At 65.9% G+C, this 25,173-nt stretch carries 25 protein-coding genes; 10 read left to right on the plus strand and 15 right to left on the minus strand.

Annotated elements, in window-relative coordinates:
* Window positions 1-271: 271 nt before the first annotated feature.
* Entirely contained in the window at window positions 272-997 is a 726-nt protein-coding gene (locus N1027_RS06100; RefSeq protein ID WP_259506169.1) for an MBL fold metallo-hydrolase, read from the minus strand.
* Window positions 998-1,066: 69 nt separating this feature from the next.
* Between N1027_RS06100 and N1027_RS06105 the strand changes: the two genes are divergently transcribed.
* Window positions 1,067-1,618, plus strand: coding sequence for a TetR/AcrR family transcriptional regulator (locus tag N1027_RS06105; RefSeq protein WP_259506170.1), 552 nt, complete (start codon window positions 1,067-1,069; stop codon window positions 1,616-1,618).
* 75 nt (window positions 1,619-1,693) lie between these two features.
* Here the strand turns inward: N1027_RS06105 and N1027_RS06110 are convergent, their stop codons facing one another.
* A complete protein-coding gene (locus N1027_RS06110) occupies window positions 1,694-2,287 on the minus strand; it encodes a TetR/AcrR family transcriptional regulator (RefSeq protein WP_259506171.1) in 594 nt (197 codons plus the stop codon).
* Between the two features lie 99 nt (window positions 2,288-2,386).
* Between N1027_RS06110 and N1027_RS06115 the strand changes: the two genes are divergently transcribed.
* From N1027_RS06115 to N1027_RS06130, 4 genes are all read left to right on the plus strand, one after another.
* Window positions 2,387-3,490, plus strand: a complete 1,104-nt coding sequence (locus N1027_RS06115) for a Gfo/Idh/MocA family protein (RefSeq protein WP_259506172.1) — start codon at window positions 2,387-2,389, stop codon at window positions 3,488-3,490.
* A 63-nt stretch (window positions 3,491-3,553) separates the two neighbouring features.
* Window positions 3,554-4,528: an NADP-dependent oxidoreductase gene (locus N1027_RS06120; protein WP_259506175.1), complete on the plus strand. Its 975-nt coding sequence runs from the start codon at window positions 3,554-3,556 to the stop codon at window positions 4,526-4,528.
* On the plus strand, window positions 4,461-4,622 hold the full coding sequence (locus tag N1027_RS19860; RefSeq protein WP_284438717.1) for an SDR family oxidoreductase: 162 nt from the start codon (window positions 4,461-4,463) through the stop codon (window positions 4,620-4,622). The genes N1027_RS06120 and N1027_RS19860 overlap by 68 nt, the downstream gene beginning before the upstream one ends.
* Before the next feature lie 126 nt (window positions 4,623-4,748).
* Window positions 4,749-6,032 (plus strand): DUF445 domain-containing protein, encoded by a 1,284-nt coding sequence (locus tag N1027_RS06130; protein ID WP_259506177.1) that lies wholly within the window; start codon window positions 4,749-4,751, stop codon window positions 6,030-6,032.
* 47 nt (window positions 6,033-6,079) lie between these two features.
* On the opposite strand, the gene N1027_RS06135 is transcribed toward N1027_RS06130, so the two are convergent.
* Window positions 6,080-6,304, minus strand: coding sequence for a hypothetical protein (locus N1027_RS06135; protein ID WP_259506179.1), 225 nt, complete (start codon window positions 6,302-6,304; stop codon window positions 6,080-6,082).
* A 746-nt stretch (window positions 6,305-7,050) separates the two neighbouring features.
* Here N1027_RS06135 and N1027_RS06140 point away from each other — a divergent pair.
* On the plus strand, window positions 7,051-8,313 hold the full coding sequence (locus N1027_RS06140) for a low temperature requirement protein A (RefSeq protein ID WP_259506181.1): 1,263 nt from the start codon (window positions 7,051-7,053) through the stop codon (window positions 8,311-8,313).
* Here N1027_RS06140 and N1027_RS06145 read toward each other — a convergent pair.
* Complete coding sequence (locus N1027_RS06145) at window positions 8,219-9,169, minus strand: AraC family transcriptional regulator (RefSeq protein WP_259506183.1); 951 nt, start codon at window positions 9,167-9,169, stop codon at window positions 8,219-8,221. The genes N1027_RS06140 and N1027_RS06145 overlap by 95 nt on opposite strands.
* 116 nt (window positions 9,170-9,285) lie before the next feature.
* Here N1027_RS06145 and N1027_RS06150 point away from each other — a divergent pair, with 116 nt between their 5' ends.
* Window positions 9,286-10,038 (plus strand): SDR family NAD(P)-dependent oxidoreductase, encoded by a 753-nt coding sequence (locus N1027_RS06150; protein ID WP_259506185.1) that lies wholly within the window; start codon window positions 9,286-9,288, stop codon window positions 10,036-10,038.
* A gap of 24 nt (window positions 10,039-10,062) precedes the next feature.
* Here the strand turns inward: N1027_RS06150 and N1027_RS06155 are convergent, their stop codons facing one another.
* From N1027_RS06155 to N1027_RS06170, 4 genes are all read right to left on the minus strand, one after another.
* Entirely contained in the window at window positions 10,063-10,767 is a 705-nt protein-coding gene (locus N1027_RS06155; RefSeq protein WP_259506187.1) for a DUF1345 domain-containing protein, read from the minus strand.
* A gap of 16 nt (window positions 10,768-10,783) precedes the next feature.
* Entirely contained in the window at window positions 10,784-11,326 is a 543-nt protein-coding gene (locus N1027_RS06160) for a small multidrug efflux protein (protein ID WP_259506189.1), read from the minus strand.
* An 80-nt stretch (window positions 11,327-11,406) separates the two neighbouring features.
* Window positions 11,407-12,030, minus strand: coding sequence for a hypothetical protein (locus N1027_RS06165; protein WP_259506191.1), 624 nt, complete (start codon window positions 12,028-12,030; stop codon window positions 11,407-11,409).
* Window positions 12,031-12,101: 71 nt separating this feature from the next.
* Entirely contained in the window at window positions 12,102-12,842 is a 741-nt protein-coding gene (locus tag N1027_RS06170; protein ID WP_259506193.1) for a MerR family transcriptional regulator, read from the minus strand.
* A 160-nt stretch (window positions 12,843-13,002) separates the two neighbouring features.
* Between N1027_RS06170 and N1027_RS06175 the strand changes: the two genes are divergently transcribed.
* Window positions 13,003-15,807, plus strand: a complete 2,805-nt coding sequence (locus tag N1027_RS06175; protein ID WP_259506195.1) for a helix-turn-helix transcriptional regulator — start codon at window positions 13,003-13,005, stop codon at window positions 15,805-15,807.
* On the opposite strand, the gene N1027_RS06180 is transcribed toward N1027_RS06175, so the two are convergent.
* The 5 genes from N1027_RS06180 to N1027_RS06195 form a co-directional block, all read right to left on the minus strand.
* Window positions 15,794-15,997 carry a hypothetical protein gene (locus tag N1027_RS06180; protein ID WP_259506197.1) on the minus strand — a complete coding sequence of 68 codons (204 nt, stop codon included), beginning with the start codon at window positions 15,995-15,997 and terminating at the stop codon, window positions 15,794-15,796. The two genes, N1027_RS06175 and N1027_RS06180, sit on opposite strands and share 14 nt — an antisense overlap.
* A 194-nt stretch (window positions 15,998-16,191) precedes the next feature.
* Complete coding sequence (locus N1027_RS20225; protein WP_372499686.1) at window positions 16,192-16,395, minus strand: alcohol dehydrogenase catalytic domain-containing protein; 204 nt, start codon at window positions 16,393-16,395, stop codon at window positions 16,192-16,194.
* A 77-nt stretch (window positions 16,396-16,472) separates the two neighbouring features.
* Complete coding sequence (locus N1027_RS06185) at window positions 16,473-17,636, minus strand: MFS transporter (protein ID WP_259506199.1); 1,164 nt, start codon at window positions 17,634-17,636, stop codon at window positions 16,473-16,475.
* A 190-nt stretch (window positions 17,637-17,826) separates the two neighbouring features.
* On the minus strand, window positions 17,827-18,564 hold the full coding sequence (locus N1027_RS06190; protein WP_259506201.1) for an SDR family NAD(P)-dependent oxidoreductase: 738 nt from the start codon (window positions 18,562-18,564) through the stop codon (window positions 17,827-17,829).
* A gap of 84 nt (window positions 18,565-18,648) precedes the next feature.
* The gene (locus N1027_RS06195; protein WP_259506203.1) at window positions 18,649-19,386 is read right to left on the minus strand and encodes an SDR family NAD(P)-dependent oxidoreductase; all 738 of its coding nucleotides are present in this window, start codon (window positions 19,384-19,386) and stop codon (window positions 18,649-18,651) included.
* Between the two features lie 183 nt (window positions 19,387-19,569).
* Here N1027_RS06195 and N1027_RS06200 point away from each other — a divergent pair, with 183 nt between their 5' ends.
* Window positions 19,570-20,736, plus strand: a complete 1,167-nt coding sequence (locus N1027_RS06200; protein WP_259506205.1) for a family 1 glycosylhydrolase — start codon at window positions 19,570-19,572, stop codon at window positions 20,734-20,736.
* A 3-nt stretch (window positions 20,737-20,739) separates the two neighbouring features.
* On the opposite strand, the gene N1027_RS06205 is transcribed toward N1027_RS06200, so the two are convergent.
* A complete protein-coding gene (locus tag N1027_RS06205; RefSeq protein ID WP_259506214.1) occupies window positions 20,740-21,903 on the minus strand; it encodes an FUSC family protein in 1,164 nt (387 codons plus the stop codon).
* 547 nt (window positions 21,904-22,450) lie between these two features.
* Window positions 22,451-23,500 carry an MDR family NADP-dependent oxidoreductase gene (locus tag N1027_RS06210; RefSeq protein WP_259506219.1) on the minus strand — a complete coding sequence of 350 codons (1,050 nt, stop codon included), beginning with the start codon at window positions 23,498-23,500 and terminating at the stop codon, window positions 22,451-22,453.
* A gap of 90 nt (window positions 23,501-23,590) precedes the next feature.
* Between N1027_RS06210 and N1027_RS06215 the strand changes: the two genes are divergently transcribed.
* The gene (locus tag N1027_RS06215) at window positions 23,591-25,168 is read left to right on the plus strand and encodes an ABC transporter substrate-binding protein (protein ID WP_259506220.1); all 1,578 of its coding nucleotides are present in this window, start codon (window positions 23,591-23,593) and stop codon (window positions 25,166-25,168) included.
* Window positions 25,169-25,173 lie beyond the last annotated feature (5 nt).

Raw genomic sequence — 25,173 nt, forward strand, 5'->3', positions numbered from 1 at the left:
TTTATTCGCCCGCTCAGGTGCCCTAAACGGGCGGGCGATATCGTCTCGCAACCCTAGGGATGCGAGATGTCTCACTCGGGGCGCGGCGATCCTTGCAACTATGAGTCGGGGCCGTGGAGCCCGCGGCAACCATGAAGACCGCGCCGCCGTATGTTCCCGAGATCAGGGGAGAAGCCCCTGCCATCGGCTCGCCGACCGGCGCTGCGGCCGTCGGTGATCGCCAGGTTCGGCCGCGGTCGCACTGGCCGGATCTCAGTTCGGCGGGTGATGGTTAGCGGACTCGTGCCGCCTCTGCTGCACGGTACGCGCCGATGAGTGCGGGTGCGCCTTGTGTCCATACCGGGCCGTGGCCGGGGATGATCCAGTCGACGTCGAGGCCGGCGATGCGCTCCAGTGACGCGGACGAGCCTGCTTGATCGTCGGTGAAGGGCGCCGGTTGCACACCCGTGACGCCGGTGAGCACGTTGCGGGTGGTCAGCTCGTCGCCGACGAAGAGGGCCTTGACGGCGGGGGCGTGGATCGCGACGCTTCCGGGCGAATGGCCGGGCATCCCGACGATCACCGGCGCACCCGGCAGCGGCAGCACGTCGCCGTCGTTCACGGGGACGACCTCTTGCACTGGTCGCATCCGCAGGCCGCCCTTGCGGATCGCGTAGGCGAAGAATCGGATTGCCGGGCCGAGCCGGCGTGGATCGCGCGGTGTCGACGGCGGTTTCTCGCCCTGGGCGCGCGCCGCGTCGCCCGAGCCGACGAAGACGGGGATCCCGAGCTCGGTCCGCAGTCGTTCCGCGAATCCGATGTGATCGGAGTCGCCGTGTGTCAGCACGATGCCCTTGACGTCGGAGAGTGGCCGGCCGAGCGCGGTCAACTCCCGCTGCAGGTCGCCGTAGTGCCCCGGCAGCGCGGCATCCACGAGTGTGATGCCCTCGTCGGTCACGATGAGGTGTGCGGCGACGATGTCGTTACCGATGCGATGCAAGCCTGGCGAAAGTTCCATGAAGGCTATGCTATTTAGCCATCAAGCTCGACGTCAACAAAGACCACTGCGCGAACGAGAGGAGGGAGGATGCCGGCCCACGAGAAGACGACCCGCGATGCGATCGTCGCCGCCGGTCGCGAGCTCCTCGAGACGCTCGGCATCGACGGCCTCACGATGCAGGCGGTCGCCGAGCGGGTTGGTGTGCGCGCTCCCTCGCTCTACAAGCGCGTGCGCGACCGTCGAGAACTTCTCGCCCTCATCGTGGCGGCGAGCCTCGATGACCTGACCGGCCGCCTTGAAGCGACTCGCACAGAGGCTGACCCGCGGCGCCGGCTCATCGCGCAGGCAGATGCGCTGCGCCGATTCGCGCACGCGCGACCCGTCGGCTACGGCCTGCTCTTCGGTGCGCACGGTGCCCCGCAACCGGAACCGTCAATGATCGGGGCGAGTGTTGCTCCGCTGCTCGACGCGGTCTCCGAGCTGGTCGGCCCCGATCACGCGCTCGACGGCGCGCGCCTCGTCACCGCCTGGGCGACCGGCTTTCTCGCGATGGAGCTCGCAGACCGCCTCCGCCTGGGTGGCGACGTCGATGTCGCGTGGCAGTGGGGCCTGCAGCGAATCGTCGACGCACTCGGCTAGCTGTGCTGATCGCTCAGCGAGCCCACTGCAGCTCGATGACCAAGATCGGGGGACTCATGCCAGAGTCGCGGTTCATCAGAGTGATTTCAGGTCTTCGATGCTCATATCGAGGGAGGCCTGCAGATGTGTGGTCGATCCTGTGGCGAGCAAGATGACCACGCCGCCGTAGATGCCGGAGATCAGTGCGGCGGATGCGGTCGCAGCGTCGATCGTTTGACGGATTTGTCCGATGGACTGCATGGATTCGATGCCCGTCCTGATGTGGTTCTGCCAGGTGACGAGTAGGTCGTTCGCGATGCGCTCGCTTGTTGGCGAGGTCGGCCCGAGCTGGGTTGTCAGTACTCCCAGGGGGCATCGGCTTCCGAGGGCCGCGTAGCGCGCAATCAAAATGTCGCGCCACTTCGTCCAGGCATCCCAGGAGGTGAGTTCGCTGAGGTACGGCTCCTGGTCGGCGAGCACGCTCGCGGCCTCGTGCTCGGCCACCGCGACCAGAAGTGCGTCCTTGCCGGCGGGGAAGTAGTGGAAGAGCTGGCTTTTCCCTGTTCCTGTTGACGCGCAGACGCTGTCCAGCGACGTCCTGGCGACTCCTTCAGCGCGCATGAGGACGGCGGCTCCCTCGACGATCCTTTTCCGGGTCGCCAGCCCTTTTGCTGTGAGCGTTCGCTCCATCACTCCTCCGCAGTTTAGACCGTGTGGTACATTACCTTTCGATTGGACCACGGAGTACATTACACCTCCGGTTGACGCGCGAAGGAAGAAGCGAACCTAGTGACACAGATCGGCGTAGGCATCATCGGTGCAAGCCCGGGACGGAGTTGGGCGGCACTGTCGCATGTTCCTGCGCTCAAGGCTCTCCCGGATTTTGATCTGCGGGCGGTGAGTACGAGTCGCAGGGAGTCGGCGGAGGCGGCGGCCGTCGCTTTCGAGACGACTGGGTTCGACAATCACGAGGATCTCCTTGCGCATCCGGGTGTCGATCTTGTGGTGGTCGCGGTCAAGGTGCCTCGGCACGAAGAGTTGATCACCGCGGCACTTGCTGCGGGAAAGATGGTCTATTCGGAGTGGCCGCTCGGGGTCGACGCACGTCAGGCGGCGAGACTTGCTGCGCAAGCGCGAACCAGCGGCGTACGCACCGTCGTCGGGTTGCAAGGGCGATTCTCGCCTGCCATCGAACATGCCCGCGAACTCGTCCACCAGGGGTATATCGGTGAGGTGCTCGGCACCACGCTCGAAGGGTCGGGCATGGGATGGGGGCCGGATACCACCGCTTCGAGTGCCTATGTCTACGATGCGGCGAGCGGGGCGACGACGCTCAGCGTTGTCGGGATGCACGCATTGGATGCCGTGACCTGGGTGCTCGGCGACTTCTCCTCGGTCGGTGGTGCGCTGGCGGTTCGACGCCCGTATGTCCGCGTCGCCGATTCCGGCGAGATGATTCCGGTGACCGCGCCAGACCACGTCGCGATCAGTGGCCGGCTCGGTGACGGGGCCATCGCGTCCGCGTATTTCCGTGGTGGAACTTCCCGGGCAGGGAATCTCCGATGGCAGATCAATGGCACGGACGGTGACCTGCTCATCACGTCCGGCGGCAACCTGCAGGTGGCCGAATTGGCGCTGTATGGTGCACGAGGAGCGGAGACTGAACTCGTGCCGATCGCGGTACCGACTGAGTCCCTCGCGGGCGGCGGTGCGCTGGCCGGCAATGTGGCTCGGTTGTATCGGCAGTTCGCTGACGACATCATGAATGACACCAACCTCGCTCCCGATTTCGCGTACGCGGTTACGCGTCACGAAGTCCTGAACGCCATTGAGACGTCGGCCGTGACGGGCGTCGCCGTCCACCCGAGAACCGACGGGAAATTCCATGACTGAGACGGTCTCCATCGACTCTTGCTACCTTCCCGCCGCGATTGCGGACAACGCCGAGGTGACCCGATGAAGGTCGTGGGACTGACCGAGTTCGGCGGACCCGAAGTGCTGCGAACTTTCGACCTACCCACGCCGACACCCGAGGCTGGTGAAGTGCGCATCAAAGTTTTCGCCGCGACGGTGAACCCGGCCGACTTTTACCTCCGCGACGGGCGAAGCGCCGGCGCGGTTGCAAGGTTCCGCCCGCCGTTCATTCCTGGCGTCGAGGCCGCGGGCATCATCGACGCCGTCGGACCTGGCGTCGGCGACCGGCTCCAGGTCGGTGACCGCGTCACCGCCCACGTGATGCCCCTCACCCAGCGCGGTGGCGCCTACGCCGAAGAAGTCGTCACCCTCGCCAAATGGACCGTCAAAGCACCCCGCGGAGCCAGCTTCGTCGAGGCCGCTACCCTGCCGATGAACGGGATGACTGCCCTCGACGCCGTCGAAAAAGCCGGCGCCAGGTCGGGCGCGGTCATCGCGGTCGTCGGGGCGGCGGGCGCGGTCGGCGGATACGCTGTGCAGCTCGCCAAGGCGGCCGGCGCCCGTGTCATCGCGGACGCGGCTCAGAGGGACCGACAGCTGGTGCGCTCCCTCGGCGCCGAAATGATCCTCGATCGCGGTCCCGGCCTCGCAGACCGCCTCCTCGAGGCGCATCCCGGTGGCGTCGACGGGATCGTGGATGCCGCGGGATACGGCGGCGCGCTCCTGCGCGGCATCCACACCGGTGGGTCTTATGTGTTCGTGGCCGGCGGGCTGCGCGACGAGGACGTGCGCTACGCACGCGAGAACTCCATCGAACTGCAATCCGTCTATGTCACGAACATCCCCGACAGCGAACGGATGCTCGAACAACTGAGACGAAAGGTCGAGGACAACGAACTGACCTTGCGTGTGCAGCGCACCTTCCCACCTGAGGAGGCGGCGCAAGCTCATGCTCTCTTGGCGGCCGGAGGCACCCGCGGGCGGCTGGTTCTCGAGTTTCGGGCAGAAACCGAATGACATCGCGGCTTTCGCTGCATTCCTGCTGAGCGATTCGGCCCGCTACATCACGGGAGCGGCCCTCGCGATCGACGGGGGACTCACCGCGAAATAGGGGAACGGTGCCCCCAGCGCGGTGGTAATCGACGGCCGGGTGATCCGTTGTTGCCGATCACCGAGGGCAGCAGGCGGATGGCCGTGTGACCTACGGTGGTCAATGCGGCGCCCCGGGAGGAACCAGATGACCACCACCACTCGCGACACCCTGTTCAGTGAGGCCGACCTCGAGCGTCGAGCTGCGCTGCGGCGTATGAAGACGGTCGCGACGGCGCTTCTGGTGCTGTCGGCGATCGTGTTCGCCGTCGCTTTCGCGTTCGAGGATCAGTACGCGTGGCTGGGTTACCTGCGATCGGCGGCCGAGGGGGCCATGGTGGGAGCGCTCGCGGACTGGTTCGCGGTGACCGCGCTGTTCCGGCATCCGCTCGGTCTGCGCATTCCGCACACGGCGATCATCCCGAGCCGCAAAGACGAGATCGGGGCGAGCCTCGGCGAGTTCGTGGAGGAGAACTTCCTCTCCGACGAGGTGGTGCGCAGCAAGTTGGCCACCTTCAGCGTGGCCGACCGGCTGGGCGCGTGGCTCGCCGATCCCGTCAATGCCGAGAGGGCGAGCGCTGAAGGCGCCGTGATGGCGCAGGGTGTGCTGCGCTTCCTCAGCGACGGCGACGTCGAGAATCTCATCGAAAGACTCGCCCGGGAGTATCTGTTCGATCGGGAGTGGGCGCCCACGCTCGGTCGGGTGGGGTCGGAGCTCGTCGCCGCCGACCAGCAGCGCGCCGTCGTCGACGCCCTTCTCGATGCGGCGGAGACGTGGCTCAGCGAGCATCCGGATGCGCTCGGCGACGTCGTCTCCACCCGTCTGCCCCGCTGGGTTCCCGGGTTCGTGGGTGACCTCGCCGACGAACGCGCCCATCGCGAACTGATCGGCCTGCTGCACGCGGTGCGCGACGACCCGGAGCATCCGCTGCGCGTCGCGATCGACCTCTATCTCGTCGATCTCACCGATCGGCTGCAGCACGACCCCGCGATGGCCGAACGGGTCGAGGAGATCAAGGCCGAGTTCCTGCAGAGCCCCCGGCTGCGCTCCTTCGCCGGCCAGCTGTGGGATGCGGTGAAGACGACGCTCGCCGAATCGCTGGCCGAACCCACGAGCGAGTTGCGGTCAGCAGCGACATCCGCTCTCGTCGATGTCGGCGTACGGCTATCGAACGACCGGACGCTCTCGGCCAAGATCGACGCGTGGATCGCCGACGCGGCGGGCTATGCGGTGCAGAAGTACCGACACGATCTCGCCTCGGTCATCAGCGATACGGTGAAGCGGTGGGATGCTCGCGAGACCACACAGAAGATCGAGCTGCAGGTCGGCCGCGATCTGCAGTTCATCCGCATCAACGGCACCGTGGTCGGGGCGATCGCCGGCGTCGGCATCTACGCGATCGCGACGGGCGTGCACGCTCTGTTCGCCTGATCCCTCTGCGCCCGACGGCGTCGAGCCGCTGGGGGCTGCACGTGGAGTCAGCTGTTCGCCGAACCGGTTCGCGCCCGATGCTCCAACTCGGCATCGATGAGGGGGATGAGCCAGGAGAACCGTATGGCGAGATCCTCGTCGTCGTCGAGGCGGGTGCCGATCTCCGCCATGGTGTCGCGGAGTTGGCGCAGGTCATTGAACGGCATGGTGCTGAGGTTGATGTTGGCGTAGCTGGCATCGGTAGCGAGGGCCACGAGTTCGGTCTTGATCATCGGGTGCTCCGTCGTGTGGTTGTGATCTCGGAGGTGGGGTCGGCTGCGCAGCGCGCCGAGCAGTAGCCGGGGTGGCCGGCTCGGGTGCTCGCACGAAGGGTGACAGTGAGTGCGCAGCCGGGGTTGAGGCACGGCCGTCTCCAGTCCTCCCGGTGTCGAAACCGACGGGAAGAGTCAGGCATCATCGCCCGGCCGTCCATGTCGTCCATTCAAGTGGGAGCGCTGACTGCTTTCCAGGCCTTGACTGGCTGGCGATCTGGTGCTGCTGGGGTCGGCGGATCGCAACGCTGATCCCGCACTCCCTCGTGATCCGTGATCTTCTCTCGAGTCGCTCGTCGAGAACTGTGAAGATCGGCGGCGCGATGACAGGCGCGCGCCGCCGGCCGGGATCGATTTTCGACGCCGAGTGTGTCGGCGAAGTCTTGCCGGATCGCGTCCGCACCGGGGGTGAGCACGTTGCCGGGCATGATTGTGTGTTGATGATCGCGCCGCCCGCGCCGGACTCCCGCAACGCCGGCAACAGGGCATTGTTCACCCGTACGACGTTGATGTAATGCCCATCTGCGCACCGCTCTGAGCGACGGCGCCGACGCGAGCGGCCACGTCGACAGCACCTGACGCCGAGCGGTAGCGCCCCTCGCTTGACCGTGTGCTGGGGACAGGGTGTGCACTCGTGACGGCAGCGTCGCCGCCTGCCCGATTGCACGTCGCGGCGCGCCCTCACCATCTCTGCCATTGGAGGCCGAATGGACATCACCCCGCCGCGACGCTTCCGACTCGTGGCCATGAGGCCGCGCGATCCGCATGAGATCGGGCGCACCGCCTCGACGCTCGAGTTGTTCTTCGATCTGGTCTTCGTCGTCGCTGTCAGCATCGCGGCCGTCGATCTCCACCATCAGCTGACAGAAGACCACATCCTCGACGGACTGACGAATTACGCGGTCGTCTTCTTCGGAATCTGGTGGGCATGGATGAATTTCACCTGGTTCGCCACCTCGTTCGACACCGACGACTGGCTCTACCGGGTGCTCACCACCGTGCAGATGGGCGGGGTGCTCGTGCTCGCTGCCGGCATCCAACCCGCGGCAGAAGACGGCAACCACGCCATTCTGGTTCTCGCCTATGTGGTGATGCGGTCGGCGCTCGTGGCGCAGTGGTTGAGAGCCTCCCGCTACGCCGCCGCGACACGTCGCACCACCCTGACGTACGCGATCGGCATCGCCGGATTGCAGGTGCTCTGGCTCGCGGCGCTCCCGCTCCCCGCTTCAGCGTTCCCCGTTGCCGTGGTGGTCTTGATCGGCGCCGAGCTCGCCGTTCCCGTGCTCGCGGAACGGAGCGGGAGCACTCCCTGGCATCCGCACCACCTCACCGAGCGTTACGGGCTGTTCACCCTCATTCTTCTCGGTGAGAGCCTCCTCGCATCCGCGAATGCGATCATCGAGGCTCTCCACGATGCTGAGGCCCTCAGCCCTCTCATCGGAATCTCCGTGCTCACCCTCGTCGTCACCGCGGCTCTCTGGTGGATCTATTTCTGGCCGCCCCACCACACGGCCATCCGCGGACTCAGTCATTCGCTCGTCTACGGGTACGGGCACTACTTCATCTTCGCGGCGGCCGGTGCGTTCTCCGCAGGCATCGAAGTCGAAGTCGATGTCATCACCGGGCACAGCGACCTCGCTGCGCCCTACGCATCCTTCGCCTACACGGTTCCCATCGCCGCATTCATCCTCGGCGTCTGGCTTCTCGCGATCCGCGACAACGCCGACAAGGTCGTCAACGTCGCCGTGCCGACCGGCGCTGTGCTCGTGCTCTTCGATCCCGTCCTACCCGTGCCCGTCGCGCTGACCGCGGTGATTCTCGTCGTTGTCGTGGCGACCCTTGTGTGGAGGAAGCCGCGTCTGCGGAACGCGACGGTCAGTTCCCGACGGCGGCGGAACGCGGTTGCTGCCGTGCTTGACTCCGGAACTGCGCCGGCGACGAGCCGACCACGCGGCGGAACGCAGTGCTGAAGGCGCTCTCAGACAGGTAGCCCGTCTCCAATGCCAGCTCGGAGATGGAGAGGTAGTCGCGGGTGAGAGCGTCGCGCGCGAGGCTCATGCGCCACTGGATCAGGTACTCCAACGGAGGCACCCCGACGCGGTTCTTGAACGCTTGGGCGAACGCCGAACGCGACATGTGACTGATCTCGGCGAGCTCCTTGAGGCTCCAGGAGCGGGCCACGTCGGCGTGCACGGCTCGCAGGGCCGCACCGATGGCGTCATCGTTCAGGGCACCCAGCCAGCCTGTGGGCCGGTATGTTCGACCGGCGTGCACGCGCAGCATGTGTACGAGCAGGATCTGGGCGAGGTGGTTCTGCACCAACGCGCCACCAGGGGCGGCGACCTCGACCTCCTCGGCCAGGAGATCGATCAGCTGCGCGAGCCGTGCCCCATGGGGATCGTCCACGCGCACCACCACGAGCGAAGGCAGAAGGTCGGTCAGGAGGGCCGCATTCCTCTCGTCGAAGGCGATGTGCCCGACGCAGAGGTAGACATCCTCTTCGGACTCCGGCCCGATCCGCACAAGCCCGGCCTCGGCATCAGCGAATATCGGTGCGGCAGGGCGCGAAGTCACGTCGGGCGAGCTGGCCAGTACGTACGGTGGCGGGTTGCCCAGCAGGAAAGTGTCGCCCGCTCGCAGCAGCACCGGCTCGTGCCCGTCGATGATCAGCCAGCACGTGCCGCTGATCAGTCCGCCGGTGCGCACGTGGGGGAAGGGGTCGAAGTGCAATGCCCACTCTCCTGCGGCCCGAAGACTGGGCCCGACCACTGTGCTCGGCCGGAGCAGTCCGATCGCGTCGGCGACGGGATCCTGAAATCCGAGCATCACGCTCCTTCTGGACGATAGGTAAAGAATTGTGGACTGTAATTGACACATGATACGCCTTCTGGCCCGCAGTATGGATGGTGACCCACATACACAGAGAGTGATGGAGAAACCCCATGAACCATTTCGAGGGCAAGACGGCAGTGATCACTGGAGGGAGCAGCGGGATCGGTCTGGCGACCGCCGTGCGGCTGGCGGACGACGGCGCATACGTGTTCATCACCGGCCGGCGCGAGGCCGAACTGGAGGCCGCGGTCGAGACCATCGGACCGGAACGGGCCACCGCGGTGGTGGGTGATATCTCGAACCTGCACGATCTCGATCGCCTCTACGAGGCGGTCCGGGTGCGGGGCAAGGGTGTGGACATCCTGGTGGCGAACGCGGCCATCGGCTCGTTCGTGCCCATGGACCAGACCACCGAGGCACACATCGATCAAACCTTTGCGGTCAACGTCAGAGGCACCTTGTTCACCGTGCAGAAGGCATTGCCGTTGCTTCACGACGGAGCGTCGATCATCCTGATCGGTTCCACAGCCGCTGACCGCGGTATGGAGGCGTTCGGTGCCTATGCGGCATCGAAGGCGGCCGTGCGGTCGTTCGCGCGTACGTGGTCGACCGAGCTCAAGGGCCGTGGAATCCGCGTGAACGTGGTTTCGCCGGCTTGGATCGAGACTCCGGGAGGAACCGCGTCGTTCGGCGACGAGGAGACCGCTCGAGCGATCAAGGAGACGGTCGCCGCCACCGTGCCCAAGGGCCGCATGGGTCAGCCCGAAGAGGCCGCTGCCGTCGTGGCGTTCCTGGCCTCGGAGCAGAGCAGCTATGTCGTCGGCTCCAACATCTACGTCGACGGAGGAACGAACCAGATCTGAGTCGTGCGCACCTGCGGTGGCCGGTCAGGTGAGGAGTCCTCCGAACAGAAGCGAGACCATCATCGCGATGATGACGGAATTGAACACGAACGCGATGACCACGTTCGTGCGCACGGTGAGCCACGCCCGACGCGACGTGACGTCGGCAGGAACGGTCGCAGCCATGGTGGACAGCAGGGTCGCCAGCGTGAAGTAGTCGCTGAACCGTGGGGCATCGGGGATGTGGAAGCGGAAGTGCTCGGCGTGGTCGATCGCGCCAAGACGCTGATACCTCTGAGCGAAGGAGAACACCATCAGCAACCACGAACTGGCCACGGTCAGCAAAGCCAGCAGGATGTAGAGCGGCTCGCTCCTAAATTCCTCCCGCTGGGCGATGGCGACGGTGACGATCACCGCAACCGCTGCCGCGGTGAGCGTCGTGTTCGTGGTTCCCGTCAGATGCAAGAGCCGCAAGACCTTGCCTTGATCGAGCCGGTCGTCGGACTCGGAGGCCCGACGCAGCGCTTCGGGAGGAAGGCGCGAGTACACGCGGGTGCCCCAGCCGACGTAAAGCGCGGAGTACACGGGCCATGCCGTCACGTACGCCGTCAAGGCGGAGCGGCGCAAGCCCGCCTCGTCGTAGCCCGACACCAGGGTGACCGTGACGGAGACCACGATCGCCACGGCGGAGGCGATCAGTCCGCTGACGATGGCTCGGAATCGATCCGATCTGGGCCTGGCGCGCGACATCCTGTCTTCTCCGCGCTCACCAGCCGAGCAGGCTGACGACGCCCAAGGCGGCCGCGGCAACAAGGCCCGTCCACAGCACGATGGCGACCGCCTGCCAGAGGATCACCCATCCCTTTTTCACCCCGGACGCGACGAAGAAGGCTGCCGTCAGCTGGGAGGGGAGCACCACGGGGGCCAAGAGGCTCGCTCCGGGCACTCCGAATCGAACGAGCCAGCGGCTGAGACGCTGCCGGCCTTTGGAGCGGCGATTGGGCTGCTCGTCGCGCGGGTCAGCGGACATGACGCCGAGAGCATCCGTGGCACGCTGGGAGCGCCGCGCCACGACGGATTCGCGAACCCGCGAACTGAGCAGTACGACCAGGACGACCGCCAGGATGTTGCCGGTGGCGCCGGCGACGGCGGCTACCACCGGGTGGATGCCGACGAGAATGCCGAGCGCCGCCGACCCCTCACCTTCGACGTAGGGGATCATTCCGAGCACTGCCACGACCAGCGGCTGCGCGATTTCGGGCAATTGATCGACGAAGTCGTGAAGGCCTTCGTAGGGACTGGATGACATGCGACCTCTCTACGGATTCGGTGTGCGCACCATTGGAAACCCTGTCCTGGCAACACGGTCAAGCGATCACCTCTGGCGTGCTACAACAACCACTGTTGGAGCGGGTGGACGAGGTAGATGAGCGAGAACGCCTCCCAGATGGCTCCGACGATGAGGAGCAGGAAGGCGGGCACGGCCAGCCGGCCGAGGTGCTGCAGGCCGCGAAGATATCCGGTTCGATGATTCGCCGCACCGATCGACCTCGGGCGCAGCCAGAACTTACCGAGCAGGAAGACGCCCGTCAGCACGAGGATGTATGCCTGCAGCTCGATGATCAGCGTCAGAGAATGCGGAATGAGGGCCACCCACCCGGCGCCGTCCGCGGGCACGAGAGTTACACCGGTGATGACGACCCACACCGAGAACGCGACGATGCCGCTGAAGGGAATGATGAGCGACGGCAGCACGATGGTCAGAAGACTCAGCTGGAAGGTGTTCACCAGCAGGATGACCAGTGCGAACAGCCATGGATTGCTGATCAGCGACAGCACCAGGTCAGCGGTTCCGTCGTTCTCGAGGGCTTCCGCCCTGCCCGCGGAGAGGTCGGGAAAGATGAGCCCGATGGCGAAACCGACGAGAAATAGCCCGTAAGCGAGTGCGTTGAGCACGAGGTAGATCCGCAGATTCTCTCGAATGATGCCGAACGGTTTCCGAATCAATTGCATGGGAGTCCCTTGTGTGAAGTGGACGCCAGCTCACACCCTGTTCTCGGCACAGGGTCAAGCAGCCCCTGCCCTCACGCGGTGAGCGACTCGGGCCGTTCCCGCGCGGGGCGGTCGCCGATGCGGCTGAGCACGTCGAGCTGGGCGGGGTTGTAGAGCTCCCGCAGCACCTTGATGACGGTCTGCTGTGCGGTGTGGTCGCGGCTCAGGGAGCGGCCGGCCGGACGCACCGACCAGGGCCGTTCGGCCGAGCGCCAGTCCGCCCCCGCGTCAGTCATTGTGCGTGCGAGCCGTTCTCGCGTGCGCTCCGGCGCATCGGCTCTCAGCGCGTCGAACCGCTCCCTGATGTCATCGGGTTCCGCGGCGATCATCCGCTTCAGGCCGTCCACGGAGACCTCGTCGTGCAGCCGCGTGAGGACGTGGAGGAATGCCCGGTCGGCCTCGGACAGCTGCGGGGCCACCGCCTCGAACCCCCGGGGCGTGTCGGCGGGAGCCCGGTCTCGGAGGATGGCCGCGATGTCCGACCGCGCCCGGTGCAGCCGTTCGATCTCCGCCTCCGCCTGCGCGTCGAGTTCGTGCAGCTCACCCAGGATCATCACTCGGCCCTCGTCGTCGGCGCGCAACCGCGCCAAGGGAACGCCGAGTTCGGCGAGCCGCCGCACCTGGATCAACCTCACCAGGTGCCGCACCTGGTACTGCTTGTAGCCGTTCTCGCACCGTTCGGGGGGATCGAGCAGCCCGATCGCGTGGTAGTGCCTCACTGCATTCACCGTCGTTCCCGCGAGATGCGCGAGTTGACGCGTGCTCCACGTCACGATTTCCTCCTTCATCTGCCCTGTCCGGTCTGCGAGACGAGTGCCCGCGATCCGGAATCGGTCGGTCGTTTCCGTTGTGACAGGCTCGCAGCCCTGTACTCCCCTTCGCGTCGGTGAAGATTACGTAGGTGCCTTCCGTGCCGACGGTGGATACCCTGTGGTGAGAACTGACTTCACCGGCTTGGACGGAACCGAACTGACGGAGCTCTTGGGCCGGCACGCAGAGCGTGAGGCCGTGCAGCACCTGCTCGCCGAGGCGCAGGCCGGGCGCAGCGGGACTGTCGTGGTGCGCGGGGAAGCGGGAATCGGAAAGAGCGCGCTGCTCGATGACCTGCGCATATCGGCGTTGCGCGGGGGATTCCAGGTGGCGGCGATCTGCGGGGTGGAGTCGGAGACGCAGTTCGCCTTCGCGGCCCTGCACCAACTGGTGGCGTCGATGCTCGACCGGGCGGTTGCCCTGCCCGACCCCCAGCAGGCGGCACTCTCCGTGGCTCTGGGTCTGCGGAGCGGGGATGCGCCGGACCGGTTCCTGGTCGGTCTGGCGACCCTCAACCTTCTGGCCGAGGTAGCCGAGGAGTGGCCGCTGTTGTGTCTTGTCGACGACGCGCAATGGCTCGACATCGCGTCGGCGCAGGTGCTGGTCTTCGTCGCCCGGCGGATCGCAGCCGAGGGCGTGGCGTTGGTGTTCGCGCGCCGTGACCCCGGCCCCGGTGAGGTCGACGTGTTCGCCACCCTCGAGCCCGAGCTTCCATTGACGGGGCTCGGCGAGGCCGACGCGCGCACCCTGCTCGCCGACGGCATCCGCACCCCGCTCGACGACCACGTGCGCGACCGCATCCTCGCCGAAGCACGCGGCAATCCTCTCGCGTTGCTCGAACTGCCGCGCAGCGCCGTTGCGACCCAGTTGGCGGGCGGCTTCGAGCTGCCCGATGTGCGGAGCATCCCGAGGCGGATCGAGGAGACCTTCCGGCTGCGCTCGGCCGGTCTGGCGGCCAGTGCGCAGTCGCTCCTGCTACTGGCTGCAGCGGAGCCCACTGGCGACGCGGAGTTGCTCTGGCGCGCGGCCGACCGGTTGGGCCTGAATCGAGAGACCGCTGGGCAGACGGAGGCCTCAGGACTCGTCGAGATCGATTCGAGTGTGCGGTTCCGCCATCCGCTCGTGCGCTCGGCCGTCTACCGTGCGGCCACTGCCGCCGCGCGACGAGACACGCACCGTGCGCTGGCTGACGCCACCGACCCGATCGCCGATCCCGACCGGCGAGCCTGGCATCGGGCACAGGCGGTTCTCGGCACCGACGAGGAAGCGGCCGCCGAACTGGAGAGAACGGCCGAGCGCACGCGGGCCCGCGGTGGGGTCGCGGCGGCGGCGGCCTTTCTGCAGCATGCGGCCGAGCTCACCGCCGACCCCGCCGCTCGTGCCCGGCGTGCGCTCGCCGCGGCTCACGCGAAGCACGACGCGGGAGCCTCTGAGGCCGCTGCCCAGTTGGCGAAGGAGGCGGAGGCGGGGCCGCTCACCGAGTTGGAGCGAGCCCGACTCGAGCTGCTCCGGGCCCGCATCGCCTTCCAACTGACCCAGGGCGACAAGGTGCCGCGCATGCTGCTCGATGCGGCAGCAACTCTCGCACCGCTCGACGCCGCGTTGGCCCGCGAGACGTACCTGCACGCCCTCGACGCGGCCATGATCATCGGCGCACCTGACCATCTTCGGAGTGTTCAGGATGTCGCGCAGGCGGCTCGGGCAGCGCCCTCGCCGCCCGACCCGCCCCGGCCGGCGGACCTGCTGCTCGACGGACTGGTGGCCATGTACACCCGCGGATACGTGGAGGGCGCTCCGGCCCTACTCCGAGCCCTCGAGGCGTTCATCGAACGCGGGTTCGACGGGCAGGCCCTCGGTCAGATGGGCAGCCGCCGCTGGTTGTGGCTGGCGACGCGCGCAGGTTCGGGGATCTTCGACGCCGAGCGCAGCGGTGTGCTCAGCAATCGCAACGTCGCCCTCGCCCGCGAAGCCGGAGCGCTCGCTACGCTCCCCGGTGCCCTCGCGGGCCGGGCGGGCAGGCATGTGATCACCGGCGAGATCCCGCAAGCGATCGAGCTGATCGCGGAGAGCGAGGCCATCACGGCGGCGACAGGCGCTGCGCCCCTTCGCCACGCCCGCTTCATCCTGCACGCCTGGCGGGGCCAGGAGGCCGACGCGAAGGAACTCTTCGAAGCCACCGCACGACACAGCGCCGCGTCGTCGGAGGGCGCCGAGGCAGCCGCGGGGTACTACGCGCGGGCCGTGCTGCGGAACGGTTTCGGCAGCTACTCGGATGCGATGGATGCCGCGACCCGCGCGAGCGAGATGGGTGAGCTTTCGATGAGTGCCCTCGCCCTCCCCGAACTGGTCGAGGCCGCCGTGCGAGCAGGCCGGCCTGATCGGGCCACAGCTGCTTCGGAGGAGCTGGGTGCCCGGGCCCGGGCGAGCGGCTGCGACTGGGGTCTCGGCCTCGCGGCACGCTCCCGGGCGCTCACCGGTTCGAGTGGCAACAATGCCGCCATCGATGACGACTACCGGGAGGCGATCCGCCGACTCGATGCCTGCGGAATGGGCGGTCATCTCGCCCGCACCCACCTCGTCTATGGGGAATGGCTGCGCAGGGAGGGGAGCCGCCAGGCGGCTCGCTTTGAGCTCCGCACCGCCCACGACCTCCTCGCGACGATGGGTATGGAGGCTTTCGCCGCCCGCGCAGCGCGCGAACTCCGCGCCACCGGCGAGAACCCGCGAAAACGCAATTCCCAGCCCGCGACCGCCCTGACCGATCACGAACTCCAGATCGCCCGGCTCGTCGCCACCGGGGCGACCTCCCGCGAAGTGGCAGCGCAACTCTTCCTCAGCCCCCGCACCATCGAAGCCCATTTGCGCAACATCTTCCGCAAGCTCGACATCAGCTCGCGCCGTCAGCTCCGCGACCTCAAGCTCCCGTAACGACGCGAGTCGGAATGGCAACAGTGTCGCGCGCCACGTCGATCGCAACCTTGCCGCGAAGTCCATACAACCGTCTGTTCTCCTCCAGCTTTCCGCGGTTCTGCCGAGTGAAGACGAAATGATAGGCGGCGTTCTTGCCCCACGCCTCGATCAGGTTCTGTGGTTGCGAAATGTCGACGAAAGTGATCACGCGGCCGAAGTCGGCGCGCCTTCGCGATCTGGATCGCGATCGTTCCGACTCCGCCCGCGCCGCCGTGGATGAGGACGGTCTCAACCACAGTGAGCTGAGCTCGCGTCACAAGGGCCTCCCATACCGTCCCGCCGACGAGTGTCAGGCTTGCCGCCTCGAGGTGGCTGAGATTCCCCGGCTTCCGGCCGACGAGATCAACTTCTGCGATGTGCTGCTCGGCGTACGAGCCGGTGCCACCGAATATCTGGGGAGTGCAGGAGACCTCGTCGCCCGCGGAACTCGGTCACGTGAGAACCGACTTCCTCGATCACGCCGGAGATGTCGTGTCCGGTGATCGCGGGCAGAGCGACGTAGTCTGCGTGTTTCCGCGACGGATCTGCACACCATGTTCTGGACACACGGTCAAAGGAGTTGGCCGGTTCCGATCACGCCGTATTCGAGCTGCAGACCATGCCGGCGATACCCCAGAACTTGCTCACCGCATGCGTGAGAAGACAGCCGCCAGGCCGGCCGCGAAAAGCGCCGCGAGGAGCGAAATCGCTCCCGCCACCGCGAAGATCTGCCAGGTCGCGGCGTCGGCGGCTACCAGTATCCCCGCCAGAGCAGGTCCTGCAATCGAGCCGATTCGACCCATGCCCACCGCATAGCCCACACCAGTCGCTCGGAGATCCCGACCATAGAAGACTGCGCACACCCCGTTCGCGAGCATCTGCGCGGCAATGGTGAATGCGCCGGAGAGAAAAGTGGCTGCAAGTAGACCAACCGGCGCGCCTCCGAACGCTCCGATCGCGGCGATGAAGACCCCTCCTCCCGCGTAACCGACAACGAGCGCGCGCGCCACGCTTCGCCGCGCACCGAAGGCACCCAGGGTGAGCACACCCACGATGCAACCGAGGTTCAGAGCCACCGAGGCGAGTATGGCCGTGATGGGCGCCATGCCTGAGCGCACGACGAGGAGGGGAATCCAGCTGGTGAGGAGGTAAGTAACCAGCAGACTGAAAATGAAAGTGGCCCAGATAAGAAGGGTGCCTGCTCTGTTCTGCCGTGTGAGGAGCTGGAACACCGCTGGGCGCGACCCTCGAGGAGGTGAGCCGGTGGCCGTCGGTTCAGGCCGCGACGGTGCTTTGCCACTGATCACCAGCCAGACGGCGACCGTGAGCAGAAGAGGTACGACCCCCCCGAGGATGAAAAGGGATCGCCATCCGAAGGCGGGAATCACGACCGCCGCGGTCAATCCGCCGAGGAGCCCTCCGAGTGGGAAACCGGTAAACATCAGTCCGACGATGCGCACTCGGGCGCGGGGAGGAACGGATTCGGTGGTGAGCGCAATGATGACAGGCACGGCGCCGCCGAGACCCAGACCAGTGAAGAACCGTGCCGCGGAGAGTTCGACTGCGTTGCTGACGAACGGCGTCGCCAGACTGCCGACCGACATCACACCGAGGCAGATGAGGAGGACTACTCGTCTGCTTCCGCGATCGCTGGCGGGACCGGCGAGGACGGCGCCGATCAACCCGCCGGTGAGGCCAATCGCGAAGATCGCACCGAACGTCGCGGTCTCAAGAGAGAGGTCGGAGGCTATGGCCGGTGCTGCGATTCCGATCACTTGAGTGTCGAACCCGTCGATCATGGCGATCACCGCGCACAACACGACTACGGCATATCGCGTGACCGGTCGAGTTGCGATCTCCATGCGTCCCATCGGCTCTGCGGCACGGCGAAGGGCCTGCCGATGTTTCATCCTTTACCCCAGTGAGGGTCATGTCCACAACCGGAAACGAGAACTGCCCCGGACCGTGGTCCGGGGCAGTCGATCGGTCGAGGTGAGATCAGATGACCGTTCGCCCGCCGTCGATCGCCAGCACGGCGCCCGTCGCATACTGCGCGCGGGTGCTGACCAGGAATAGGACCGACTGGGCGATCTCATCCGGGCCCACGGTGCGACCGAGAGGTACGGTGCGGCCCATGGCCTCGCGCACCTGGGCGCCGGCACGGAGGAGCTTCGGTCCGTGCATCGGCCCCGGGGCGACAGCGTTGACGCGGACGCCTGTCTGGGCGTATTCGACCGCCCACGACTTCGTCAACGACTCGATCGCCGCCTTGCTGGAGGCGTAGGCGGCGCGCCCCGCCGTTCCGAGCTTCGCTCCGATGGAGCTGATGTTCACGATCTGACCGCTGCCCGCGGCGATCATTCCCGGAACCAGCTCGCTCACGAGGATGTGGGGTGCGTGGACGTTCACCGCGAACATGTCAGCGAAGCCTTCGTCACTGACCTCCGTGGTGGGCCCTGCCGCGATGGCAGCGGCGTTGTTCACGAGGATGGTGACTGGGCCCGCTTCCCGGGCAATGCGACGAACGTCTTCTGAGTTGCGAAGGTCGCCGGTCACGATGCGGACATGTTCGCCCGACGGATCGAGCAGCTCGGCACTCTGACGGTTGCGGTTTTCGTCGCGGCCGGTGATGACCACGTCGGCACCCTCCGCGGCGAAGAGCTTCGCGATCTCAAAGCCGAGCCCACCGTCGGGACTGACACCCGTGACGAGGGCGAGTTGGCCGGAAAGTTCCATTTGTTACTCCAATGCGAGGTGTTGCAGAGATAGAACACGCACCCTGAACCTTGAGTGACCAGGGTTCAGGGTGCGTGGATTGGGTCAGACCGCCGTGCGGCCACCGTCGGCGGCGAGGACGGCGCCGGTGACGAAGCTCGAACGGTCGGAGGCCAGGAAGAGGGCGACTTCCGCGATCTCCTCGGGCTTTCCGATGCGCTTGAGCGGAACATCTTCCTTGAGCTGGTCCGCGGCCGGGCCGAGCAGGTCCATCACGTAGTCGCTCGAGATGGTGCCGGGGGAGATGGCGTTCACGCGGATGTTGTTCGCCGCGAATTCGGCGGCGTACGACCGGGTCAGGGACTCGACCGCGCCCTTCGAGGCGCCGTAGGCCGCCATGTTGGGCATCGCGATCTTCGCTGCCAACGAGGAGATGTTGATCACGTTGCCCGAGCCGCGGGCCACCATCTTCTCGACCAGCGCGCCGGTGAGGATGTAGTTTGCCCGAACGTTGGTGTCGAAAGTGGTGTCGAAGGCGGCGGAGGAGTAGCCGACGACGGGGCCGACCTCCACGAATGCGGCGTTGTTCACCAGGATGTCGACGGGGCCGGCAGCCTCAGCGAGAGCGAGAATCTTCGCCTCGTCGAGCAGATCGGTGAGCACGAAACGTGCCTTGCCTCCAGCCTCGGTGATCTGGGCTACGACCTCGTCACCGCGAGCCTGGTTGCGGCCGGCAATGACGACATCCGCACCCTCCACAGCGAAGCGGCGAGCGATGGCGGCGCCGATTCCGCCGACGGCACCCGCACCGGTGATGAGGGCGGTCTTGTTTGCGAGTTCCATGGGGAATTCTCCTTTTGCCCGTCAGACGAGCAGTTATTGAACGGATATACAAATACTGTAACGCAGTTTTTGTCTATCTATTCCAATAATGGAGAGATGAAATCCAGCTGGTCGGCGATGATAAATACCGACATAACCTAAGAGACCTAGTATAGGTCGAAATCGAAGAAGGCGATGTGGTCAATGAATACTCGAGCGCGACCGGATTTCTTGTGGGGCGCGGCACTGGGAGCGCACCAATCAGAGGGAAACAACCTCGCGAGTGATTGGTGGGTTCGGGAGAATGAACCGCAGTCTGTCGTCGCAGAACGGGCGGGAGACGCCATCGACAGTTATCACCGGTGGCGTGACGACATGGACCTCGTCGCATCCGCCGGACTGACCGATTACCGGTTCGGAATCGAGTGGTCCCGAGTCGAACCTGCCGATGGTCACATATCTCTGGCCTCGATCGGTCACTATCAGCGGATGGTGCAGGGGGCGGTAAAGCGCGGCCTGCGGCCTCTCATCACGCTGCATCACTTCACGCTTCCCCAGTGGTTTGCCGCGGGTGGTGGCTGGCTGCGACCGGATGCGGTCGAACGATTCCAGAGGTACGTGGAGGTGCTGGCGCCTGTGTTGGAATCCGGGGTCGATCGGGTCGAGACGATCAACGAGCCGAACATCGTGTCGATCTTTCCTGTGATCTCGATCGGGAACGGCGCCCTCTCCGCCGGGTACCCGATCCCGGACGCGGCGACGACCGAGGCGATCATCGCCGCGCATCATGGCGCCCGAGAGGTTCTCAGAAGGAATCACCCCCGCATTCTTGTCGGTTGGGGAGTGTCGGTTCAGGACTTTCAGGATGAGACGAACTCGCGGGAGGACTTCGAAGCGTATGTCGAGCCCCGGGACCAGGTCTTTTTTCGGGCCGCGGCCGGAGATGACTGGATCGGCACGCAGACCTACACCCGCGGAAGAATCCGAATGCACGAAGGCGTTGCTGCTCCATTCCGTGAACCCGGCGTCTCTCTGACGCAGAGTGGGTGGGAAGACTATCCTCGTGCCCTCGGGGGCGCCATCCTACGCGTCGCGTCGATTGTGGGTGATCTTCCGATAATCGTCACCGAGAACGGCATCGCGACGGCGGACGACGCGCGTCGTATCTCCTTCACCCGGGAGGCGCTCGAATCCATGTGGTCGGCAATCGACGACGGCGTTGACGTTCAGGGCTACTTTCATTGGAGCTTGCTCGACAACTGGGAGTGGGGCAGCTGGCGGCCCACCTTCGGTCTCGCCTCGGTTGACCGTCAGACGTTCCAACGGATTCCTAAGCCCTCCCTCGCGTGGCTGGGCAGCTACTCCCGCTAGGCCTCACCGTCCGCGAATCGTTTGGAGTGCCTCGCGGAGTCGGGCGCTGTTCTCGCGAACCATCACGGCCGCCATGCGGCTCAGCTCCTGGGGTCGGGTGAAGGAGTAGGCGGTCACGATGACAACCGTCGAAACCGCGCCATGGGCGTCGTCGAGCGCCCGCATCTGTTCGGCTGTGGGAACCGGGCGCATCAGGCCGTACTGCCTCAGCTGCTGGGACGCGGCCAATGCTCGCCGGAAGAACGGCATGACCCTTCTCAACGCATCTTCGCGGGGCGCTGCCCTCGTGTCCAACTCGGCACGGATCAATTCTCTTGTCGCGGCGATCGCGGCCTCGAGGCTGTCGGTGGCTGTCCGGCGCCGCTGCCACGGCACGACGACGCTCCCGAACACGACCCCGATGCCCAGGCCGAGGCCAACCGCAACAAGGTACTGAGCCGCGTACTCAGCGGTGTCCGTTCGGAGTGTGGCGGCTCCCGCCCCGACGCTGAGGATCAAGGAGCACGCGTAGAAGATCCAGCGGCGCGTGAAGATGAACGCGGAGCCAAGGACGATTGCTGCCCCTCCGACACTCAAGAGGACTGGGGTCGGCACAATGGCGGCGAGAAGGATCGTCACCCCCGCGCCGAGCAGAACTCCGACGACCCTCTGGATGATCCGGGCCACGGTGTCATGGAACGCCGGCTGCAGCGTTCCCCAGCTCACGGCGAGCAAGGCGAGATGAAGGGAGGGGTAAGGCAGGAGAGCCGCCAAGGGCAGTGCGACGCTAATCCCGACGGTGACCCGGAGAGCGTGTCTCAGGGCCGCGGACTCCCAGGACAGCAGGCTTCGCGTGCCGCCGAACAGGAGCGTCTGCGTCACTTTCCGTGGCAGCCGGATTCGGGTGTTGTCGCGACGTAGGTTTGCTGCTTCAATGCGGTCCAGCTCCCCCGAAAGCTCTGCAATGTGGCTCGAGTCGCTCTCTCCGATCGAGGCTTCTGAGGCGGAGATCGGCTGGGATGCGAATCGCTTCTCGGTGAGGGCGCGGGCGACACGGTCGCGTCGTGCGAGGAGTGATGCCCATGCCCCGGCATCCGCGCCATCGCGGAAAGGCAGCGACGCCAGCGCCTGAAAACGCAGCGCGGCGGAGAGTGCCTCCGCGGTCCAAACTCTCGGGGAGTCGGTCAACACCGCCACCGATGCGGACGTCGCCGCGGTTCCGGCGCCGCTTCGCAGCAGATCGCCGATGGCGGCTCGAACGGGCGCCTGGGGGTCGCCGATGCCGCCGATCACGCGGATCGCGACGGTGGCGATCATCGCCAGGACAGGCGTCATCGCGAACTGCACCGCGGTTGTGCCGGCTGGTAAGACGAAGACGTATCCGAAAATCGAGCTCAAGCCGATCGTCAGAGCGGCCGACTCCATCCGAGGTCCGAAGGCAGTCAATGTGGCAGCGAGAAACAGGACCGAGACCAGAGTGACCGCGCCGAGCCACGGCGAAACGAACTCGCCCAGAAGTCGGGGCACTACGCACGCGATGACCAGGGCTGCCCCGAGCAGCGCCAGGAACCGAAGGTCGGCGCGAAGCGACCCACCGAACGCCGATATGACAGCAAAGATCCCGATGATCGCTGCGAGTGGGGCGATGGGGAGCAGGTTCGTCGCTGCGGCGAGTCCGACGTTCGCGCCCAGAACGATCAGAACGCCGAGAGGAATCAGTAAACGCCGCATGCGACTAGCGGTCAGCGATTCGCACGATCCGCTTCCCGACGTAGTCGGTCCCGCTCTCGAACACGGACGCGAGAGCCCGCGGCGCGCTCTCCAGCCCCTGGAACTCCGTGACGACGTTCTTGACAGCGCCCGTCTTGAGCAATTCCGAGAGCTCCTCCCGCGCGGGCAGGAGTCGTTCCGCGTAGTAATCAGCCACGTTGAAGGCCCGGACTGTAGTGCGATTGAGCATCATGGTTGGAACGTCGAGTTCGACGGAGGTGCGCGTGCCACCCCCATAGGTGCTGACCGTGCCGCTGATCACCGCCCGTCCGCCCACCGCGAGGAGCGGAATCGCCATCTCGAGAAGCTGCCCACCCACGTTGTCGAAGAAGAGATCTATCCCATGGGCGGTAGCGACCCGGAACTGGTCGTCGAAATCAGGCGCGAGTCGATCGAGGCCGGCGTCCACCTTGAGGTTGCCGACCATGTGGCGCACCCTCTCCTCGCCACTGGCGACGCCGATCACGTGCGCGCCTGCTGCCTTCGCGATCTGCGCCGCGAGCCCGCCGACCGATCCCGCTGCCCCGGTGACGACCACCACATCGCCCGCCGTGACGTTCCCGACATCGTGCAGGCCGATGTACGCGGCGACCCCCGGCGTGCCGAGCGTGTTCAGCCAGTCCGCCTCGTCGCCCATGCGTGGCGAAGCAATGTCGGTGGGAGCGATCTCGGTGACGGCGTACTCCACCCATCCTGTGTAGTTGGCGACCTGGGTTCCGACTTCGACGTCGGGATCCTTGCTCGCAACAACCACCCCGACGCAGTTGGCCATCAGGGGTAGGCCGACGAGCTGGTTTCCGTGGCCGTTGCCGCCCCGCAGGAGCCGCAGGTGGTACGGGTCGACGCTCGTCACGAGATTTCTGACGAGAACCTGCCCGTCCTCGAGGTCTGCGACGGGAAGGGTAGTCACGCTGAAGTCGGATTCCTGGATGGAATCGCCCACGCTTCGGGCGAGGATCACCGCTCGCGTCTCACGAGGAATTGAGGTCACGGATGCATCGATTATTTGCGCCATGAGAGCTAATCTAGCGACGTAGGCTAAGCACGTATACCTAAGTCATCCAATTCGTGCGACGGATTTTGACCCAGCGTCGTTGGAGGAATCATGCGATCCGAACAACTCATGCGTCGACCGCGGAGCCGAAGTGCGGGCGTCACGGCGATCATCACTCTTGCTCTGGCATTGTCGGCCTGCGTTGCCGGCCCTCAGGCGCCGCCCGCTCCGACGGCCGGCGGTGGCCTGGACGGGACGCCCGTCGACGGCGGCACGATCACCCTCAGCATCGTCGATCCCGGATCGGCGGTCGACCCGGTCACCGTCTCCAGCCCAGGCGGCACGAGCATCGTCGACACCGTGGCCGAAAAGCTCGTGCACGTCAGTGGCGATTACCAGGCCGAGCCGCTGTTGGCGACGTCGTGGCAACCATCCGCTGACGGTCTCAGCTGGACGTTCACCCTCCGGCCGGGTGTCACCTTCAACACGGGACAGCCGATGACAAGCGCGGATGTGGTAGCTACTTTCGAGCGTCTGGTCGCGCCGGACAGCGCCTCGGCCGGCAAAGGGGCGTTCGAGGGGCTGCTCGCCGGTGTCAGCGCTCCCGACGACGCCTCGGTCGTCTTCACCCTCACGAAACCGTTCTCAGACTTCCCCTTCCTCGTGTCGGGGTCGAACACTCAGATTCTCCCCGCCGACTACGAGCCAGGCAGCTGGGAGAAGAATCCTGTCGGCACCGGCCCCTTCACGGTCTCGAGCTGGAACACTGGGCAGAGCATCGTCTTGACCAAGAACGAGTCCTACTGGAACGCGTCGGAGATCCACCTCGCCGGACTCAAGATGAACATCTACCGCGACCAGCAAGCCCGAGTTCTCTCCTTCCAAAGCGGCGCAGAGAATGCGCTCATCGGCGAGACGATCCCGTTCAGCCTGACCTCCGCGCTCGATTCCAACGCCTACACGGTACGCACCCAGGCCGAGACCGGATTCTCTGCGTTCGTTCTCCGCACCGACCAACCGCCCTTCGACGACGTGAAAGTGCGTCAAGCCGTGGCAGCGGCCATCGATCGGGATGCCATCATCAACACCGTCTACGGCGGCGGGGCGTCGCTCGGTAACGACACCGTCTACAGCCCGTCCGATCCCGTGGTGCCCACCGGTGTGGAGCAACGCGAGGCCAGCGCCGACACCGTGAAATCTCTCCTCGGCGACAAGAAGGTCTCCTTCACGATCACGACCAGTTCGACCGACGAATCGCAGGCACTGCTGATCCAGCAGCAGCTGAAGCAGTACCCGAACTTCGACGTGGAGGTCAAGACGATGCCGGCCGACCAATATTTCGCGCCGGGCGAGAATTCTCCCTGGTTGACCGATCCGGCCACCATCACCTTCTGGTCAAGCCGGCCGTCGCCGTCGCAGTACATCAACTTCCTCTACCGCACCGGCGCCGTGTGGAACGCATCTCATTACTCCAACCCCACCCTCGACACCTTGGCTGATCAATACGACGCCGCCGTCGATCCGGCCGACCGGCAAGCCATCGTCGACCAGATCGGGCAGATCATGAACGATGACGTGCCCGTGATAATCGCCGCATTCGGAAACCGACGCGAATACCTCGACCCGTCGGTGCACATGACCACTTGGGCGGCCGACGTCGACTACACCGGCGCTTGGGTCGATCAGTGATCACA

This window comes from Herbiconiux aconitum (genome assembly GCF_024979235.1).
GTDB lineage: Bacteria > Actinomycetota > Actinomycetes > Actinomycetales > Microbacteriaceae > Herbiconiux > Herbiconiux aconitum.

Excerpts from the sequence above, each read along its gene's own strand:
- N1027_RS06100 (WP_259506169.1), bottom strand. The coding sequence starts at position 997 with ATGGAACTTTCGCCAGGCTTGCATCGCATCGGTAACGACATCGTCGCC.
- N1027_RS06105 (WP_259506170.1), top strand. The coding sequence starts at position 1,067 with ATGCCGGCCCACGAGAAGACGACCCGCGATGCGATCGTCGCCGCCGGT.
- N1027_RS06110 (WP_259506171.1), bottom strand. The coding sequence starts at position 2,287 with ATGGAGCGAACGCTCACAGCAAAAGGGCTGGCGACCCGGAAAAGGATC.
- N1027_RS06120 (WP_259506175.1), top strand. The coding sequence starts at position 3,554 with ATGAAGGTCGTGGGACTGACCGAGTTCGGCGGACCCGAAGTGCTGCGA.
- N1027_RS19860 (WP_284438717.1), top strand. The coding sequence starts at position 4,461 with ATGCTCTCTTGGCGGCCGGAGGCACCCGCGGGCGGCTGGTTCTCGAGT.
- N1027_RS06130 (WP_259506177.1), top strand. The coding sequence starts at position 4,749 with ATGACCACCACCACTCGCGACACCCTGTTCAGTGAGGCCGACCTCGAG.
- N1027_RS06135 (WP_259506179.1), bottom strand. The coding sequence starts at position 6,304 with ATGATCAAGACCGAACTCGTGGCCCTCGCTACCGATGCCAGCTACGCC.
- N1027_RS06140 (WP_259506181.1), top strand. The coding sequence starts at position 7,051 with ATGGACATCACCCCGCCGCGACGCTTCCGACTCGTGGCCATGAGGCCG.
- N1027_RS06145 (WP_259506183.1), bottom strand. The coding sequence starts at position 9,169 with ATGCTCGGATTTCAGGATCCCGTCGCCGACGCGATCGGACTGCTCCGG.
- N1027_RS06150 (WP_259506185.1), top strand. The coding sequence starts at position 9,286 with ATGAACCATTTCGAGGGCAAGACGGCAGTGATCACTGGAGGGAGCAGC.
- N1027_RS06155 (WP_259506187.1), bottom strand. The coding sequence starts at position 10,767 with ATGTCGCGCGCCAGGCCCAGATCGGATCGATTCCGAGCCATCGTCAGC.
- N1027_RS06160 (WP_259506189.1), bottom strand. The coding sequence starts at position 11,326 with ATGTCATCCAGTCCCTACGAAGGCCTTCACGACTTCGTCGATCAATTG.
- N1027_RS06165 (WP_259506191.1), bottom strand. The coding sequence starts at position 12,030 with ATGCAATTGATTCGGAAACCGTTCGGCATCATTCGAGAGAATCTGCGG.
- N1027_RS06190 (WP_259506201.1), bottom strand. The coding sequence starts at position 18,564 with ATGGAACTTTCCGGCCAACTCGCCCTCGTCACGGGTGTCAGTCCCGAC.
- N1027_RS06195 (WP_259506203.1), bottom strand. The coding sequence starts at position 19,386 with ATGGAACTCGCAAACAAGACCGCCCTCATCACCGGTGCGGGTGCCGTC.
- N1027_RS06200 (WP_259506205.1), top strand. The coding sequence starts at position 19,570 with ATGAATACTCGAGCGCGACCGGATTTCTTGTGGGGCGCGGCACTGGGA.
- N1027_RS06210 (WP_259506219.1), bottom strand. The coding sequence starts at position 23,500 with ATGGCGCAAATAATCGATGCATCCGTGACCTCAATTCCTCGTGAGACG.
- N1027_RS06215 (WP_259506220.1), top strand. The coding sequence starts at position 23,591 with ATGCGATCCGAACAACTCATGCGTCGACCGCGGAGCCGAAGTGCGGGC.